We start from the raw sequence: 17237 nt of genomic DNA, 5'->3' as shown, positions 1-17237 counted from the left end.
GCCAGAGGGTATCAATGGTGGTACTCGCGATCAGCTAACGGGTTTCAACTTATCAAGCGCGGCAATCACCATATGTTCACACGGCAAACACCCAGGTGAGAGCTTCTTTGAGTGGCGATGAGAAAATGAATCCGCTGTACCAGGACAGCTTCCGGTCAAGCGCTTAAACACGCCGTCTTCGTGTCGGATTCTCGCTAGCAATTCGCGCAACCAAGGGACCAGCTGATTTTCATTTTGGAGGCGGAATACTAAACCTTGAAATGACTCTTCTGCTTCTTTGACTTCGCCGTCGTCTGTGGTTATTTTTCGCGGCTTACGCATGATTTCTACAATATATGTCGGACCATCCGACAGCAAAAGCCGTACTACTAATACCCCTCTTAGCAAGGGAATGGATTGATCAAGAAATGGAAAGCGCCGCGCTGTTGAAGTCGCATCGTCGCTATCTTTGAAAGGCTCAATGCCATTTAACTTTGGAGGCTCGCTGGTACCGTAACCGTCTGCAATTGTGAACCAAGAGACCGCTCTTATTAGGTCTGGTCGAGTCTCTTTTAAATTAACCATTGCACTCCACATATCGAAGAGCATACCAGCGGATTCGAAAATTGGAACTGCATGAATCGATGCGTACGCAACACCCTTCCCACTGCCGTGCGCTTCGCCGCCGGATATTATTGTCGCATCGGGTCGAATACTCTTCGGGCCGGCTTTGGTAGTGGCTTGATCTGCTCGAATTTTCACTACCGGACGGCGCTGGCCTATGATTCGGAATCCGACGTCTTGGACTTCAATTTCTCCCGCGTCATGGTCAGGGGACAGGTCTCCCGTCAGATCGAGACAGTCGGGAGGCTCTAGGAGTACCCGATCTGGAGCACCCGCCCAAGCTTCGGGGCTTCCTTCTGGGGCTGGATTTTCTGCGTCACTACTGTTTTCCCGCGAGAGAAAAATGGGGGAACCAATTGGTTCCGTCATGCCGAGTACACGTAACGCCAAAAACGACTTTTTCTCATTGAACGGAATTCCTTCGACCGCTATCGTAGCTGGCCCCTGGAACCATGGACCGATTTTAAGAAACGCTGGACTTGCTTGATTTGGGACGAAATGCGCCGCCAAGTCTGCGTTTATGGTTTTTGCAACCCGCTGCGTATACATATCGTATTTGGCGTGTGCCAAGAAAACGGCGTCATCGTCATAAAGCCGTTTTCTCAATCGGACCTGCCACTTGGCAGGTTCCTCTGGACAGTCTAGTGGAGCAAAAAACCTGTACATCGCCGTATCGTGTCCTGGTCCGTCCCATCTGTACGTCGCGAGTATGCGCCTTACTTCACTTGAAAACCCGAAGCAACGGGCGAAAAATTCTGTGCAGGGGATCAGAAGTCTGCCACCTTGGGGTAGTTCGAACTCGATTAGCCAGTTCCTGTCAATGGGATACTTCAACGGGTAAAGCTCCAAAGGAAAAGGGGCCTCTGCGTAGTTCCGTATCGCATTTTCGAACGACGTAAAACGCCAACGTCCAGAAGTAAAGTCAACTTTGAATTCCTGCGGATCGAATATGGCCTCCTCGTTGCTACGGTCGTTTTGCCAAATAGATCCTATTCGTATCTGCCCGAGCGCCCCAACTGGGACTTCCTTCAAAGCAAATTTATCTGATACGGTATCACCGAACATTTTTCGAAAAGCGACAAGCACCAAGGGCTGCGTGGCGTCATTGCGATTCTTCTTGAAGCCGCAGTACCAAGAGGCGATTAGTTTTTCGTCTCCCGCTCCGAGAGATTTCCGAAGCCGTATGACGGAGTTTGTACGTCGGATTCTGTAATGGAACTGACTTGGCATTGGTAGAGCCGCGCCAGTTCTCAATGTAGCGAGGTTTCCTGAGCTGGTGGCGGCCGAAGTTTACGGTATGATAATTATCGCAGCTATTTCCAAAACGTCGCAGTTATTTCAAAAAGTCACAGCCGCCGCCCACCAGGGCCACGGCGGAGGTGGTGTGATGCGGGCTGCGGAAGGGGCGCACCTTCCAGTTGTCGGCTGAAAAGCCACCGGTGAGCGACTGCACCGCCGCCGATTCCAGCGCTTCCTGGTCCGTCATCGGCGGCAGCAGGCCGGGAAAGCGCGACGCCAGCATGGTCTTGCCGGCGCCGGGCGGCCCCACCATCAGCACGCTGTGCGCGCCGGCGGCGGCCACTTCGAGCGCGCGCTTGCTTGCGCGCTGGCCTTTCACATCGCAAAAGTCCGGATAATCGGGCAGGCGCGTGAGCGCGCGCGGTTGATGGCGCGCCAGCCGGCATGGATCGTCGCAGGCGGCAAAATGGGCGCAGACCTGGAGCAGCGTGGCGGCCGGATAAATGACGGCGTCGGCCACCAGCGCCGCTTCGTCGGCATTCGCTTGCGGCAGGATGAAAGCGCGATGCGCGCCGGCTTCGCGCTGCATGGCGAAGGTGATCGCCAGCGCCCCCCGGATCGGGCGCAGCTCGCCCGACAGCGACAGTTCGCCGGCAAATTCGTAGCGCCCCAGTTCCCGCGATGGAATCTGGCCCGACGCGGCCAGGATGCCGAGCGCGATCGGCAAGTCGAAGCGGCCGGACTCCTTGGGCAGGTCGGCCGGGGCCAGGTTGACGGTGATGCGGCGCGCCGGGATCTGGAACCCGGCATTTTGCAGCGCGGCTTGCACGCGGTCTTTCGATTCGCGCACTTCGGCATCGGGCAAGCCGACGATGGTAAATTTGGGCAAGCCGTTCGCCAGATGCACTTCGACGCTGACGGCGCGCGCTTCCATGCCGGCCAGGGCGCGGCTTCGCAATACGGCAAGGCTCATACGATTCCTGATCAGTGCGTGAAATTGTCGATGGTGCGGCCAGCCTGGCCTGGTCCGCTTGATGCGAGCCAAAGGTGTGTGCCAGGATAGTCAACATGGGGATGCTGGCAGTCATTTGCCGACCGGAGGTACAAATCCGTCCAGGGGATTGACGTTTTCGGTACCGGTCTCTTGTGGAATCCAAGCCAGATGTAGTGCTGAGTCCGTGCCCGAATGCCGGCATCGGCCTCGTTACGTCCCTGACGCCGGTGTGCCGGTGAGCGATAGCAAAAAAGGCTTGCGTTCGCTCCGCAACTTACTATAGTATTTGTACTGCTTTGAACTAGTACATAAGGATGTTTTGCTTGATGGACATGACAATTGATACTGCCAGCATTGAGCCAGTGTATGAGCAAATTGCGCACCAAGTGCGCCAGGGCGTGCTCACGGGCGCTCTGCGGCCTGGATCGCCCATTCCCACCATTCGCCAGTTGGCCCATGATCTGGACTTGAATGCGAACACGGTTGCCAAGGCCTACAAAGTGTTGGAAAGCGAGCGTGTCATTCTTACTGCCGGTAAGAAAGGTACTTTCATCAATCGCGATGCGGAAGTTGAAATCCGCAATCGCAACATGCGCGATGGTGTGCGCTCAATGGCGGCGTTAGTGAGTTCGCTGCATGAAAAAGGACTCGCGGCAGATCATATCCGCGCGGCCTTCCTGGCCGCGATCGCGACCATCGAGCAAGCCTAGCAATGGACTCGGAAAAATAAAAGAGGGGAAGAAAAATGCTTCAATCAGGGATCTATCTGGTAGCGATCATCCAGATCGTCATGCTGTACTGGCTGACGGCCAGGAAGACGTTGGGCTTAATTGATGACACGTTCTTGTCGAAGAATCGCGCGTGGGTTGAGCGGAACCCCTCCTTCAAAACGCGGCATCACGAGTCAACAATGGCGAGCTTATCGTTTTACGCCCTGGGCTCGGCCTGGCTTGTGCTGGTCGTGCTTGCGGGGGGCGCAGGCGCAGCCATTCCTGCCTACTTGACGTTCGCGCCAACCATGGCATGGCTTGTCCTCATTCTCATTTACGCCGCCGTTGCCAAGCAGCGCATCGGCCACAACATCCCGCTGCCTGCCAAACGCAGCGTGTTGTTCGCGCGGCGATCACTGCGCGATTTCGTGAGCCCGATGTGGACCACGACGTGCTTCGTGCTTTTTGCTGTCGCGATCGCGTTCTATGCCGTCGGTTACGCACGCGGTCTTATCGCCACCGACGTCTTCGTCGGCCGAATGGCTGGATTTGCGATCATGTTGCCGACCGCCAGCGTGACCCTGCTTTACTGCTTGCGGCGAAAACATCAGCCGATTGACGACGCATGGGGCCCCTCCTACCGGCGCATGGAGGTGCGAGGCAATATCGTGGTCCTGTATCTGTGCCTGGTGCTCGTTGCGTGGTGCATGCTGCAGGACTTTTTTGCCGCTCCACCCATCAGCGACGTGGCCTTCTTTTCGGGAGTGAACCTGATGATGCAAGCCGCCTGGCTGCGATTCTTCAACAGTCCGGCGGTAAAACAGTTACTGCTTCGCGTTTGAATTTTTCCGCACCAGGTCTCTGCCCGGACAAGACGAGCCACCGAATGTGGCCGTATTCGCCCCAGCCGAAGTCTTCCATGCGAACCACGTCCAGCCTCGATGCCCGCGGCAGCAAGCGCCGCGAGCCGCCAGTTGGACATATCCTCGCCAAAGCGGCAGTCATGATCAGCTTCCGCAATCGAGCCGGTACAGTGGAGGCGTCCCATTTTCCTGCTGGCTGGCCAAGGTCAGGAATTCGAAAAAATGATGGTCGATGTCATCGAGTTGCTCGACAACTGCATTGTGTAGCAGAAACATCAGCTCTCCTGCAGAGAACGCCACACCATCCGCCGCGGAAAGCGTCACGATGGGCTCGATCTGGTCATCGCCTTCCCAGCATTCGTATTGCACGCGGATCTGGGGGGCTTGCAATTCCAGATGGCCCGGGTTCCAGGATGCGATACCACGAATGTCCTTTTGATATGCTTCGAACTCCGCCTCAAATACCTTGCGATCAGTAAAGATGGAACCGCTAAAGCTCCAGCAGCAGTCGCGCATCAGCGTCTTTGGATTCGCCATTTTCCGTCGTTCCCGGAAGGTTGGAAGAGGGCAGATTATGGCATCCCGATTTCCTCGCTCACATTTCTTTTTCCTATCCCATGGCTGGCCCAAGCGGCTCATCTTGCGAGCCGGGCCAACAGCAGCGGCAGCGCCGCCCGCCCGGGTGGGGAACAAGATAAACAGTGCGCGCCGACTTAGCGCATACAATGCATCCATACACCCGCCGCCGCGACAGCGCGCGGCGGCGCTCGCACACGCTTTCAGAGAACAGGAATATCGATGGATTTTGACGTAGCGGCATGGGAACAGGAAATCGGCAGGCCAGTACCACCCCTCATGGCCAAATTCTTCACATGGCTCGCGCCCTATGAATACGGGGATCTCGGCTACTTCGAGCTGGCGCCGGAAAACCTGGCCGGCGGTACCGCCTGGGAAGGCATGGAGCGCTGGGGCGCCGACACCTGGGGCTTCATCAGCCTGCCCGATGGTTCCCTGATCGGCCTGTGCGAAGCGGTGCAGCCGCCCGCCGTCGTCCACATCGGTTCCGAAGGCGAACTGAGAACCCTCGCCGAATCGTTCGAAGCCTTCCTGCTGGCAATCGACGCGGGCGAAACCGAGACCGAGATCGACCTCGCCGACGATGACCTTGAACCGGAGCAAGTCGCAGCGCGCAAGGCATTCACCTCCTGGCTCAACAAGAGCAAGATCGCCGCGCCGGCCGTGAGCGGGCAGTTCGACTTTTCCGCCTATGCCGCCGGCGACCCGCCCGAACGGCGCGCCCCGCCAACGCAACAGGGCGCCGCGCCCGCCCTGGACCCCGCCTACCTGGACCACATCGACGGCATGGGCGAGCGCCTCAGGATGCTGTGCAGCCTGGTGGGCCGCACGGCCGCCGATCCCGAACTGTGCGCCGTCGCCGGACAGGTCTTCGGCAAAGCGCCGCCCCAGTCCGTCGGCAATGCCAAACACGATGACAGCATCTGGCTGACCGCGAAAAAGGCCGACGTCAGTTTTCTGTTCAGCCGCAAGGTGTTGAATCCGAACTACGCGCCCGTACCGATCGGCAACAAGGCCATCTGCCCCTTCCTGGAGAGTGTGTTTCTCGGCGACGCCTACAGCGAGCCAGTCCTGTTCGGCTTGCACGGCGACGCGCTGTGGGACGCCATTGCGCTCAAGCTGCCGCAACTGTACAAGGAAACCGTCGACGAGGATGGCGAACTGGAAAAGGCATGCACCGTGCCGCTCGATGCGGCGCGCGACACCGAACTGAGGCTGTGGATGAACAATGGCCGCACCAATGCCTGTGTGCAAATCGCACAGGGACGCGAACTGGCATGGCCCGAAGCCGCCAACCAGGTCCACAGCGGCGCGGGCCTGTTCCTGCAATGGGCACTGGAAAACGGCTGGCTCGAACGCGGCATGTTCCCCGGGCAGGACGAGCTCATCGACGCCATGCGCCGCAGGGAAGCGCGCCCCTCGCAACTGGTGCGGCTGGGCCTGACGCGCGGCTTGTGGGACACCCACCTGGCGGACGAACCCGGCCTGCGCCAGTTCGCCTATGTGTACTTCCATAACATGGACGGTATCTGGATCAATGCCGACCTGAAGACCATGTTCGGCAAGCGCCAGGGCCAGTATGGTCATGACGAGCCCGTGCTCGACGACGATCCGGCCGAGATCTGCGACGCCCTGTTCGCCGTCTTCAGCACCCAGTTCGCTGGCTGGAAAAAGGCCAATCCGCAGGAACTGGCCTGAAGTAGCGCCGGGCCGGCAGCGGCCCGGCGGCTTGCTTCACTTGCCGTCGCGCTTGCCGATCAGCGCCACCAGCCCCGCGGCCAGGCTGCCGCGCCAGTGGTAGTAGTCGTGACCGCTGGCAAACTCGTGGTGCGTGACCCGGTAACCCTTGGCACGCAGCACATCGCGCAGATGACGGTTTGAATCGAGGATGCCGGCCGCGCCGTTGCGCCCGCTTTCAAACAAGCCCGCTTCAAGCAAGAATTCCACCGGTTTGGCGGGCGCATCTATGAAACGCCGGGTCAGCCATTCGGCCTCGCTTTCCTGTCCTTGCCCGTCGGGCGACCACCAGAACGAGCCCGACTGGCTATATACCTTGCCGAACAGTTCGGGATGGCGCAATCCCGCGTACGCCGCCGCCAGTCCGCCATAGCTGGCGCCGGCGATGACGGTCTGGTCCGCCGTTGCCCAGATGCCGCGCTGCCTGGCCCAGGGCATCAGTTCCTCGGCCAGGAAGCGCGCGAACGCCGGATTCGGCGGCAGTTCGGCCGAGCGCGTGGCATTGCTCGGGTTGGCGATCAGGATCGCCGCCGTCGGCGGCAGCGCGGCGGCGGCCACCAGGTTGTCGAGAATGGTAGCGCTCGGCACTTCGCTCAGGTAGGTTTCGGCGTCGAACAGTACCGCCAGCGCATTGCCGGCCGCGCCGGCCTGGTAACCGTGCGGGCGGTACAGATAAATATCGCGGGTGTTGCCCAGCGCGCTGCTGGACAGGCGCAGTTTTTCCACGCTGCCGGGCGTGACACCGGGGCGCGGCGCCACCCATGCCTGCGGCGTCGCGCCCGGCAATTCCAGCACCGAGGCGCCGTCGAAGTTGTCGAGCGGCTGCTCCGGAAAACTGCGCCGGTTCAGCGGGTCGCGCTGGGCGGTCGCCAGGATCGCACGCCGCCGCACCATGGCCGGCGCGTCGAGTTCGGGGACGTCGGGCGCCAGCCGGTAGCTCAGGCGCGTGCCGGGCGGCACGCGGTAGCTGCGGAACCACACGTCGCTGCGGCCCAGGCGCTGCATCTCGTCATGGTCGGACGATGGCCCGCCGAGAATGCGCACATTCTGGCGCGCACCGCGCCACAGGAAGGTCACCAGCGGCTGGGACTGGTTCTCGCCGCTCATTTCGACCAGCGGCGCGCCGGCCTGCTCGACCTCGCGCCAGAAAGCGCCGCTGTCGCCGCCCGCCGCCAGCGCCTGCTGCAAGGCTTGCAGGCGCACACTGGCAATCTCTGGCTGCGCAGCGCGCTGGGCAGCGCGCGGCACCACCTGCAGCAATTGCAGCTGATAAGTGCCGCTGCGGGGCGCGCGCACGTCCAGCGTGTACGGTCCGCGCGCGCCCGCGACGAACATGAATTCCTGCTCGTCGCGCTGGCCCTTGGCCAGGACCTGTGCGCGCTTGCCGCCGGCGTCGAGCAGCACCAGGCGCATGCCCGGGCCGCTGAGGGTGCCTTGCACATAGTCGCCTTCGGCCAGCCGCACCGGATAAGCGCGCGACTGCTGCGCTCGCAAAGTGCCGCTGAACCGCGGCAGTGGGCTTGTGTCGGCCGCAATGGCACTGTGGCTGATGAGCAGGGCGGCCAGCGCGCCCGTGAATAAAAAGGAGAGTGTCATATCAGAACTTCGCCAGCATCGACAGGAACACGCGCCTGCCTTCTTCGTTGAAATCGGCCGAGCTGTCGCGCTGCCGGCCCTTGTCGCCCACGTTGAGCACGCCGGCACCGACGGTGAGGGCGCCGACCCGGTATGCGGTACTCAGGTCGGCTACCCGGTAAGCCTGCTTGCGCACCAGGTTCTGGCCATTCGACGGCACGCTCAGGTATTGCGCGCCGATGTGGCGCACGCTGGCGCTGGACGGCCATTGCGCATCCGGGCGCCAGTCGAGGCTGAGGTTGGCGTTCTGGCGCGGACGGTAGAGCAATGGCAATACCCGCGCGTTGCTGGTGTTCTTGGCGTCGGTCCAGGTGAGGTTCGCGCGTGCCGACCAGTGGGTCGAGAATGTGGCGTGCACGCTGCTTTCCACGCCCCGCGTACGCACGCGGGCAATGTTTTGGTAAGCGAAGATGGGACGCCCGTCCGCCAGGAAGCCGGCAAAATTGGCATAGGTTGGCGCCAGTACCCGGTCCGAGGTGCGGCTGCTGATGTCGATCATGCCGCTCAGCCGGTTGTCGAAGGCGGTGATGCCGCCGCCGATACGCCCGCCATCGAACTGCAGCCCGAGTTCCTTGCTGGTGCTCGTTTCCGGCGCCAGCGCGGGGCTGCCGACGATGTAGCAGCCCACCGTGGCGCTGCCGCAGGATACCGAACCCCAGTTGGTGCTGCCTTGCAGCAAAGTCGGCGCGCGGAAGGCGCGCGCCCAGCCGCCCTTGATGGTGACCGTGGGCGTCAGCTGATGGACCAGGTAGACGCGCGGGCTGTGATGCCCGCCAAAGTGTTGATGGTGGTCGTAGCGCTCGCCGATGGTCAGCTTCAGGTCGTCGCGCAGGGCGATCTCATCTTCCATGAACAGCGCATATTGCGCGATTTGAATGTGCGGGTCGCTGCGGTAGCCGGCCATGCCGTGCAAGCCGGTGATATTGGCCGGATCGTGCAAGCGTTCGCGCCGGCTGGTGTCGTGCCCGAGTTTGATGTCGTGCCCGCTGGCCGGCGTCCATGCCAGGGCGGCGCCAAGGGCCCGGTTGGCGATCAGCGGGAAGCCCGGCTGCGCCACGCCGTTGACGGCGGCGTTCAAGCCCTGGTCGCCCTGGCGCTTGTCGTACGACGACGATACGCGCAAACCGAGCACGTCGGCGATGAGCGGACCGCTGGCGCTCAGGCTGGCCGAGCGTGTGTCGCCCGCGGCGCTGTTGTCCGGCTGCACGGTGTCGAGCTTGAGCGCGGCGCGCCAGATCGTGCCGATCTTGCGCGTGATGATGTTGACCACGCCGCCGATCGCGTCCGAGCCGTACAGCGCGGACATCGGTCCGCGCACCACCTCGATGCGCTCGATTTCCGCCACGGGCACCCAGCCCGTGTCGAAGTCGTTGCCGCGAAAACTCACATTGTTCGAATTGACGCGCTTGCCGTCGACCAGGAACAGGGTGTACGCCTGCCCCAGGCCGCGCAATTGCACGCCCGCCACCTGGTTGCCGCTGCGCGAGAGCGACACGCCTTCGATGCTACCGAGCAGGTCGGCCAGTTCCAGCACGGGACGTTTTTCCAGGTCGGCGCGGGTGATCACGGAGATGCTGGCCGGCGCATCCTTGAGCGTGTGCGCCAGGGACGAGGCGCTGACCACCACCGTCGGCAGTGCGGCCGGGTCGGCGCTAGCGCCAGGCTCGGCAGCCGCAGCGGCGGCGGGATGGAGGGACAAGGCAGCGCAGGCGAGCGTGGCCAGCGGATGGCGCACCAGGCGCAGGACGGGGAACTTCATGGGATTCTCCACAGGCAGGACAGGCATTCGCGGAAAGGATGCGAATGATTCTCATTTACTTTGAGACCTGGATTATGTCACACTGGCAATCTTCAAAGCTTTGCGAAAACCAGAAAAATGTATGATCGGGCAGATGGCGCAGGGGAGGCAGGGGCTGCGCGCGGCATGGCGCGGCGGGTGACGCGCGCCGACCTGATGCGCAGCGCCGGGCTGCTCGGCGCCGATTACACCTTCCACGACAGCGGTCCGGCCGAGGAAGCGGTGCTGGAGGGCTTGTTCGACACGCTGCACCTGCACCTGCGTCCCGGCCTGATCCTGCACGCGGCGGCGGTGCGCGATCTGCGCGACCTGTCCACCAGCAACAGCCTGTATCCTGGTATCAAGATCGTGGTGGTCATCGATGGCGGCACCGATCTGTCGTTCGGCCACCGCCGCTTCGCGCTGGGGCCGGACAGTGCCGGGCCGGGCGCGCGCGCAGCGGGGGCGCTGGTCAACCTGGCCGAAACCGATTGCTTCAGCCGGCGCTGGCAGCGCGGGCGCCACGAAAAAAAGGTCAGCCTGACCCTCACGCCCGAGTGGATGGCCGTGGCCGGCCTCGACGCGCACGGCGCGCCGCCGGCGCTGCGCACCTTCCTGCGCGAGCACCTCGCGTGCCAGCCGTGGATGGTGTCGGCGCGGGCGCGCCAGCTGGCTGCGGAGATCCTGGCGCCGCCTTCGTTCTTGCCGGGGTTGCAGCGCCTGAGGCTGGAAGGGCGCTGTATCGCGCTGGCCACGGAAGCGCTGGCAAGGTTCGCACCCGCGGCCGACGCGGCGCCGCCATTGCGGGCGGCGGACCGGCGCCGGCTGGCGCGGCTCGAGGAGCTGCTGCGCAGCGATGCCGGCGCGCAGCTGTCGATGGCCGCTATCGCGCGCGCGCTGGGCACCAATCCCAGCTCCCTGCAGTCGCTCACGCAGCGCGAATGGGGCACCAGCGTCTTCGGCCGCCTGCGCCTGCTGCGCATGGAGCAGGCGCGCCTGCTGCTGGCGGGCGGCGCCGGCGTGGCACAGGCGGCGCGGGCGGCTGGCTACGCGGCGGCGAGCAATTTTGCCACGGCATTCAAGAAACAGTACGGCGTCAGCCCCCGCCACGCCCATACCTTGCGCTGAAAGGCAGGCACCCGCTCGCCAAGCGAGGTCATGCCCGCTTGCTTCGCGTCGATAGCGCCGGCCCTGGCGTGCCATCGCCGCCGCAGGCAAAAAAAAAGCAGCCGGATGGTTTCCGGCTGCGGGCATGTGGTGCCGGTGTTCGAGGTCACCGGACTAACCTGTGGCAAATGCAGGGGCATGTCACCGACATCACCAGAATAAGCCAGTCAGATGACCGCAGCATGACGTACGGCTAACGGGACGCGAGCGCGCCGCGTTCTTGCCGGCGTGCTGCGCATCGCCTCAGGCCAGGCTGATGGCGTCGAAACCCTGCGCTTCCGGCGGCCCCGCCAGCAGGGGCATGACCGCGACGATCGGGCCGCGCAAGGCGGGGGCGCTGTCGCCGGCGAGGCGGTCGGCTTCGGTCTCCCACAAGGTAATCGACATGCCTTTGCCGCTGCCCGGATCGGTCAGGAGAAAGGTTGCCTTGAAGCCTTGCAACTGTTGAAGAACCGGCAGCACCGCATCGTTGTACAGCGCGACGACTTCGCCGATTTTTTCCGGCTTGGCTTGAACATGGGTAACTCTTGCAAACATGGTGTGCTCGTTGGGATGAAAAACGACCGGACGGGCTTGCTGCGCCCGAACCATACAGTGTGTATGGTTGAACTATACACGATGTTTGCGCGTTGTCGGGTTTACTGGCGGTAAGCTATGATGCGGACGCATCGAACCGCATGCAGCGGCGCCTTCCCAGGCGCCGGCGTCGTATTTTTTCGGAGTCGCCATGCCGTCCCCCCGTTCCGCAGGACAAAATCGTTTATCGCGCGAGGCCTGGCTCGACTTTGGCCTGGCTGTGTTGCGCGACGACGGTCCGCACGCCTTGAAGGCCGATCCGCTGTGCAAGCGCATGGGGGTGAGCAGGGGGAGTTTCTATTGGCATTTCGAGAGCGCCGGCAGCTTTGCGCTGGCGGTGCTCGAGCGCTGGGAATCGATCGCCACCGACCAGATCATCCGCGCCATCGAAGAGGCCGAAGCCGATGCGCTGGCGCGGCTGCGTTGCCTGTTGACGAAGGTGGGGGAACTCGATATCGGCCTGTATCAGGCCATCAGCACGCTAGGCGCGCAAGACCCGGGCGCGGCCCAGGTGCTGCGCCGCGTGCATGAGCGCCGTGTGGCGTTCGTGGCGAGCCTGCTGGCGGCGCTCGGTTTCGACGCGGCCGAGGCAGCCACGCGGGCACAACTGATCTATGCCTGGGCCATGGGCGAACTGCTCACGCGCGAACCGGGCCGGCATGCCTTTTCGGCAGCCCAGATCGATGCGGTCGAGCGCCTGCTGATCCGGCGCTAGCCCAGACGCAGCTCAGGGCTGCGGTTTGGTGGTTACCAGGCGTTCTTCGAGTTCGGTGACGCGCTGTTCCAGTGCTTCGAGCTTGGCGCGGGTCTTGGCCAGTACCTGGGCCTGGATATCGAATTCCTCGCGCGTGACCAGGTCGAGCTTGGAAAAGCCCTGGGTCATCATGCTCTTGACGTTCTTCTCGATATCCTTGGCCGGCGAACTCTCGATGGCCTGGTTGATCTTGCCCTGCAAGTCGTTGAAAAAGCTGTTCATGTCCATCGCAATCCTCGTGAAATCGGTAGCGCACCGCAGCGGTGCGGCAGGTGGGCCAGTTTGGTGCATTCGCGCCGGCCGCGACCGGAATCGCGGTTGTTTTACTGTTTATTAACAGCAAGTTGGGGCCGCCGGGCGCGAAAACAAGTTGCGCCCTAGCGCAATCGTAGCTGGCATGACTTCTGCTACTGGATAAGCAGTGTGCATGCGCCAAGCTTCATTTTAAACCCCAACCGCCGTCTCTGTTAAAAAACCATAAGGGAACCGTCATGAATAAGCTGTCCACCCGATTGTCTCTCGCCGCCGCGCTGACCCTGGCGCTGGCTACCCTGGGAGCGCCGCTGGCCCAGGCTGCCGAAGAGCCCGTGCCCGACAATGTGGTGAGCTTCAACGCCGCCCTGACCAGCGACTACCGCTACCGCGGCCTGTCGCAAAGCCGCATGAAGCCGGCCGTGCAGGGCGGGGCCGACTACACCCACAATCCGAGCGGCGCCTATGCCGGCGTATGGGCCTCGACCATCAAGTGGACCCGTGACCTGGGCGGCGACGGCAATGTCGAAATCGACCTGTACGGCGGCAAGAAGGGGGAAATTACCAAAGGCGTCAGCTACGACGTGGGCGGCTTGTACTACGGCTACCCGTCCAATGGCCTGCATCCGAACGCCAACACGTTCGAACTGTACGGGCAGGTCGGCATGGGTCCGGTCTCCCTGAAGTATTCGCATTCGACCACCAATCTGTTCGGCACCACCGACAGCAAGGGCAGCGGCTACCTGGATTTGAGCGCCAATCTCGACCTGGCCACCGGCCTGGTGCTCAACCTGCACGTGGGACGCCAGCGCGTGGCCCACAACGATGCACTCAGCTACAACGACGCCAAGATCGGCCTGACCAAGGATGTCGGTTTTGCCACGGTCGCGCTGGCCGTCATCAGCGCCAATACCGACATGTATGTCAGCCCGGTCAACGGCAAGGACCTGGGCCGTTCCCGCGCCGTGCTGACCGTGTCAAAAACTTTCTAAGAGGCCAGGTATGAAAATGATCACCGCCATCATCAAACCCTTCAAGCTGGACGAAGTGCGCGAAGCGCTGTCGGCCATCAATGTGCAAGGGATTACCGTTACCGAAGTCAAGGGCTTCGGACGCCAGAAAGGCCATACCGAGCTGTACCGGGGCGCCGAGTACGTGGTCGATTTCCTGCCCAAGACCAAGATCGAAGCGGCCGTGGACGACGCCATCGTCGAACAAGCCATCGAAGCCATCGAAGGCGCTGCGCGCACCGGTAAGATTGGCGACGGCAAGATTTTTGTCTATAACCTGGAACAGGTGGTGCGGATCCGCACCGGCGAAACCGGTAACGAAGCACTTTAAGCTGAGGGGAACACTGATGAATAAAACGATAACAAAGTGGCTCGCCGGACTAGCCGTCCTGTGCGCAATCGGCGGCGTGTTGCCGGCCTCGGCCCAGGACGCGCCCAAGCCGGACACGACGGCAGCAGCCGTCGCGCCGGTCGAGGCACCCGCCACCGCGGTGGCCACGCCCGCCGCCAGCACGGCCAGCACGGCCAGCGTCGCCGCGCCCGCCGCCGCGCCCGCACCGGTGCCGCATAAAGGCGACACCACCTGGATGTTCATTTCCACCGTGCTCGTGATCCTGATGACGATTCCCGGGCTGGCGCTGTTTTACGGCGGCCTGGTGCGCACCAAGAACATGCTGTCGGTGCTGATGCAAGTATTCGTGGTGTTTGCGCTGATCATCGTGCTGTGGTGCATCTACGGCTATTCCGTTGCCTTTACGCCGGGGAACGCCGTGATCGGCGGCTTCGACCGGGCTTTGCTGTCCGGAATCTATGATCCGGCCAAGGGGGCGTTTGCCTACGCCGCCACGTTCAGCAAGGGCGTGGTCATTCCGGAGTTCATTTATGTGGCCTTCCAGGGCACGTTTGCCGCGATTACCTGCTGCCTGATCGTCGGCGCCTTTGCCGAGCGCATCAAATTTGGCGCCGTGATCGCCTTCATGGTGCTGTGGTTCACCTTCGGCTACCTGCCGATCGCCCACATGGTCTGGTTCTGGACCGGTCCGGATGCCATCACCGACGCCGCCACCCTGGCATCGGAAACCGCGAAAGCCGGCTGGCTGTTCCAAAAAGGTGCGCTCGATTTCGCCGGCGGCACCGTGGTGCACATCAATGCGGCGGTCGCCGGCCTGATGGGCGCCATCCTGATCGGCAAGCGCGTCGGCTACGGCCGCGAAGCCATGGCCCCGCACTCGCTGACCATGACCATGATCGGCGCCTCGCTGCTGTGGGCCGGCTGGTTCGGCTTCAACGCCGGCTCGGCCCTGGAAGCGGGCGACATCGCCGCGCTGGCCTTCATCAACACCCTGCTGGCCACCGCCTGCGCCACCCTGTCGTGGGTATTCGGCGAGTGGATCACCAAGGGCAAGCCATCGATGCTGGGCGCCGCCTCCGGCGCGGTGGCCGGCCTGGTGGCGATCACCCCGGCGGCCGGCTTCGTCGGCCCGATGGGCGGCTTGGTCATTGGTTTGCTGGCTGGTATTATCTGCCTGTGGGGAGTGAACGGCCTCAAGCGCCTGATCGGCGCCGACGACTCGCTCGACGTGTTCGGCGTGCACGGCGTGGGCGGTATCCTGGGTGCCTTGCTGACCGGCGTGTTCGCGGCGCCGTCGCTGGGCGGACAAGGCGTTTTCGACTACGTTGCCAACAAGGCATCGGCGGACTATTCGATCGGCGGCCAGGTGCTCACGCAGCTGACCGCGGTCGGCACCACCATCCTGTGGTCGGCCGTGGTGTCCTTCGCTGCCTACAAACTGGTGGACCTGGTGATCGGTCTGCGCGTACCGGAAGAAGAAGAACGGGAAGGGCTCGACATCACGAGCCACGGCGAATCCGCCTACCATTCCTGATTCACATTTTTGCTCCGGCCCGCGCAAGCGGGTTGTTCCAGGCGCCCCGCGGGGCGCCTTTTTGCTTTCCAGGACACTGCCAGGGCTTTAAAACGCCGGTTCCGCCCCGACTTGTGCAGTTCATCATTTTCATCAAGCAGCCTTTAAGGACGTCTTATTCATGGTTCCCCACCTCGTCACAGCCCTGACCGGACCGCTGCTCGACCTCGAAAAGAAAATCCTGGCGGCAACGCCCGCCATTGAGCGCTGGTTCCGGATGGAGTGGCAGGAGCACACGCCGCCGTTCTATTGCTCGGTCGACTTGCGCAACGCCGGCTACAAGCTGGCCCCGGTCGATACCAACCTGTTCCCTGGTGGTTTTAATAATCTTGCCACCGAGATGCTGCCACTGGCGGTGCAAGCCGCCATGGCCGCGATCGACAAATATTGCCCGGACGCCCGCAACCTGCTGCTGGTGCCGGAAGGCCACACGCGCAATCCGCATTACCTGCAGAACGTGGCGCGCCTGATGCAGATTTTCCGCCAGACCGGACTGCACGTGCGCCTGGGTTCCCTGTCGCCCGAGATCACCCAGCCGACGCCGCTGGCGCTGCCGGACGGGAACATGCTGGTGGTCGAGCCGCTGGTGAGATCAAGCAATGGCCGCCGCGTGGGACTGAAGGATTTCGATCCCTGCACCATTTTGCTCAATAACGATCTGTCGGCCGGCATTCCCTCGATCCTGGAAAATATCCACGAGCAGTCGCTGCTGCCGCCGCTGCACGCCGGCTGGGCGCTGCGCAGGAAGAGCAACCACCTGGCCGCCTACGATGAAGTGGCCAAGAAGTTCGGCAAGCTGATCGATGTTGATCCGTGGATGGTCAATCCCTTCCACAGCAAATGCGGCGCGATCAATGTCGACGAAGACCAGGGCGCGGAATGCCTGGCCGACAATGTGACCATGCTGCTGGCCAAGATCCGCAAGAAATACAAGGAATACGGGATCAAGGAGCAAAAGCCGTTCGTGATCCTGAAACCGGATGCCGGCACCTATGGCATGGGTATTTTGACGATCAAGGATGCCAGCGAAGTGCGCGAACTGACGCGCGCCCAGCGCCAGAAGATGTCGGTCATTAAAGACGGCGTGGAAATCAGCGACGTCATCATCCAGGAAGGCGTGCCGACCTTCGAGAACATCAAGGATGCGGTGGCCGAGCCGGTGGTGTACATGATCGACCGCTATGTGGTGGGCGGCTTCTACCGGATTCACGCCGAGCGCGGGATCGACCAGAACCTGAACGCGCCGGGCTCGCAGTACGTGCCGCTGGCGTTTGCCCAGCAGCATGCCGTGCCGGATTTGAAGGCCAAGCCGGGGACGGCGGCGCCGAACCGCTTCTATGTGTATGGCGTGGTGGCGCGCCTCGGACTGCTGGCGGCATCGCTCGAGATGGAGCGCACGGATCCGAATCCGGAGGTTTA

15 protein-coding genes and 1 pseudogene are annotated in these 17237 nt (G+C 62.5%); 9 read left to right on the top strand and 7 right to left on the bottom strand.

The annotated features are described in order from the left end of the window. Window positions 1–30 precede the first annotated feature (30 nt). Window positions 31–1689: a hypothetical protein gene (locus tag PO883_RS26840; RefSeq protein ID WP_289312478.1), complete on the bottom strand. Its 1659-nt coding sequence runs from the start codon at window positions 1687–1689 to the stop codon at window positions 31–33. 265 nt (window positions 1690–1954) lie between these two features. Continuing rightward, window positions 1955–2815, bottom strand: a pseudogene (locus PO883_RS26835) (YifB family Mg chelatase-like AAA ATPase); the annotation flags it as partial. Between the two features lie 347 nt (window positions 2816–3162). Between PO883_RS26835 and PO883_RS26830 the strand changes: the two are divergent. Together PO883_RS26830 and PO883_RS26825 are read left to right on the top strand one after the other, a co-directional pair. Beyond that, a complete protein-coding gene (locus PO883_RS26830) occupies window positions 3163–3546 on the top strand; it encodes a GntR family transcriptional regulator (protein WP_289312505.1) in 384 nt (127 codons plus the stop codon). Between the two features lie 35 nt (window positions 3547–3581). Continuing rightward, entirely contained in the window at window positions 3582–4388 is an 807-nt protein-coding gene (locus PO883_RS26825) for a hypothetical protein (protein ID WP_289312477.1), read from the top strand. Window positions 4389–4553: 165 nt separating this feature from the next. Here PO883_RS26825 and PO883_RS26820 read toward each other — a convergent pair whose 3' ends face one another. Next, window positions 4554–5144 carry a hypothetical protein gene (locus PO883_RS26820; RefSeq protein ID WP_289312476.1) on the bottom strand — a complete coding sequence of 197 codons (591 nt, stop codon included), beginning with the start codon at window positions 5142–5144 and terminating at the stop codon, window positions 4554–4556. A gap of 63 nt (window positions 5145–5207) precedes the next feature. Between PO883_RS26820 and PO883_RS26815 the strand changes: the two genes are divergently transcribed. After that, complete coding sequence (locus PO883_RS26815) at window positions 5208–6683, top strand: hypothetical protein (protein ID WP_289312475.1); 1476 nt, start codon at window positions 5208–5210, stop codon at window positions 6681–6683. A gap of 36 nt (window positions 6684–6719) precedes the next feature. On the opposite strand, the gene fes is transcribed toward PO883_RS26815, so the two are convergent. Next, window positions 6720–8318: an enterochelin esterase gene (gene fes, locus PO883_RS26810; RefSeq protein WP_289312474.1), complete on the bottom strand. Its 1599-nt coding sequence runs from the start codon at window positions 8316–8318 to the stop codon at window positions 6720–6722. A gap of 1 nt (window position 8319) precedes the next feature. Beyond that, window positions 8320–10116, bottom strand: a complete 1797-nt coding sequence (locus PO883_RS26805; protein ID WP_289312473.1) for a TonB-dependent receptor domain-containing protein — start codon at window positions 10114–10116, stop codon at window positions 8320–8322. Window positions 10117–10233: 117 nt separating this feature from the next. Here PO883_RS26805 and PO883_RS26800 point away from each other — a divergent pair, with 117 nt between their 5' ends. After that, window positions 10234–11262, top strand: a complete 1029-nt coding sequence (locus tag PO883_RS26800) for a helix-turn-helix domain-containing protein (protein ID WP_289312472.1) — start codon at window positions 10234–10236, stop codon at window positions 11260–11262. 282 nt (window positions 11263–11544) lie between these two features. Here the strand turns inward: PO883_RS26800 and PO883_RS26795 are convergent, their stop codons facing one another. Next, window positions 11545–11838, bottom strand: a complete 294-nt coding sequence (locus PO883_RS26795; RefSeq protein WP_289312471.1) for an antibiotic biosynthesis monooxygenase — start codon at window positions 11836–11838, stop codon at window positions 11545–11547. A gap of 190 nt (window positions 11839–12028) precedes the next feature. Here PO883_RS26795 and PO883_RS26790 point away from each other — a divergent pair, with 190 nt between their 5' ends. Continuing rightward, window positions 12029–12592 (top strand): TetR/AcrR family transcriptional regulator, encoded by a 564-nt coding sequence (locus PO883_RS26790; RefSeq protein WP_289312470.1) that lies wholly within the window; start codon window positions 12029–12031, stop codon window positions 12590–12592. A 12-nt stretch (window positions 12593–12604) separates the two neighbouring features. On the opposite strand, the gene PO883_RS26785 is transcribed toward PO883_RS26790, so the two are convergent. After that, on the bottom strand, window positions 12605–12859 hold the full coding sequence (locus PO883_RS26785) for an accessory factor UbiK family protein (protein ID WP_289312469.1): 255 nt from the start codon (window positions 12857–12859) through the stop codon (window positions 12605–12607). Between the two features lie 263 nt (window positions 12860–13122). Between PO883_RS26785 and PO883_RS26780 the strand changes: the two genes are divergently transcribed. The 4 genes from PO883_RS26780 to gshA all read left to right on the top strand — a co-directional run. Next, window positions 13123–13875, top strand: a complete 753-nt coding sequence (locus PO883_RS26780) for a TorF family putative porin (RefSeq protein WP_289312468.1) — start codon at window positions 13123–13125, stop codon at window positions 13873–13875. Between the two features lie 10 nt (window positions 13876–13885). Beyond that, on the top strand, window positions 13886–14224 hold the full coding sequence (locus PO883_RS26775; RefSeq protein WP_054266216.1) for a P-II family nitrogen regulator: 339 nt from the start codon (window positions 13886–13888) through the stop codon (window positions 14222–14224). A gap of 16 nt (window positions 14225–14240) precedes the next feature. Further along, window positions 14241–15779, top strand: coding sequence for an ammonium transporter (locus PO883_RS26770; protein ID WP_167089565.1), 1539 nt, complete (start codon window positions 14241–14243; stop codon window positions 15777–15779). A gap of 160 nt (window positions 15780–15939) precedes the next feature. Further along, the coding region (gene gshA / locus PO883_RS26765; RefSeq protein WP_289312467.1) for a glutamate--cysteine ligase at window positions 15940–17237 on the top strand (1298 nt) is incomplete at its 3' end.

The organism is Massilia sp. DJPM01 (assembly GCF_030348125.1).
Classification (GTDB): Bacteria; Pseudomonadota; Gammaproteobacteria; order Burkholderiales; family Burkholderiaceae_D; genus Telluria_A; species Telluria_A frigida.
Note: the sequence above shows the minus strand (reverse complement) of the source record. Positions and strands in the feature narration are given on the sequence as shown.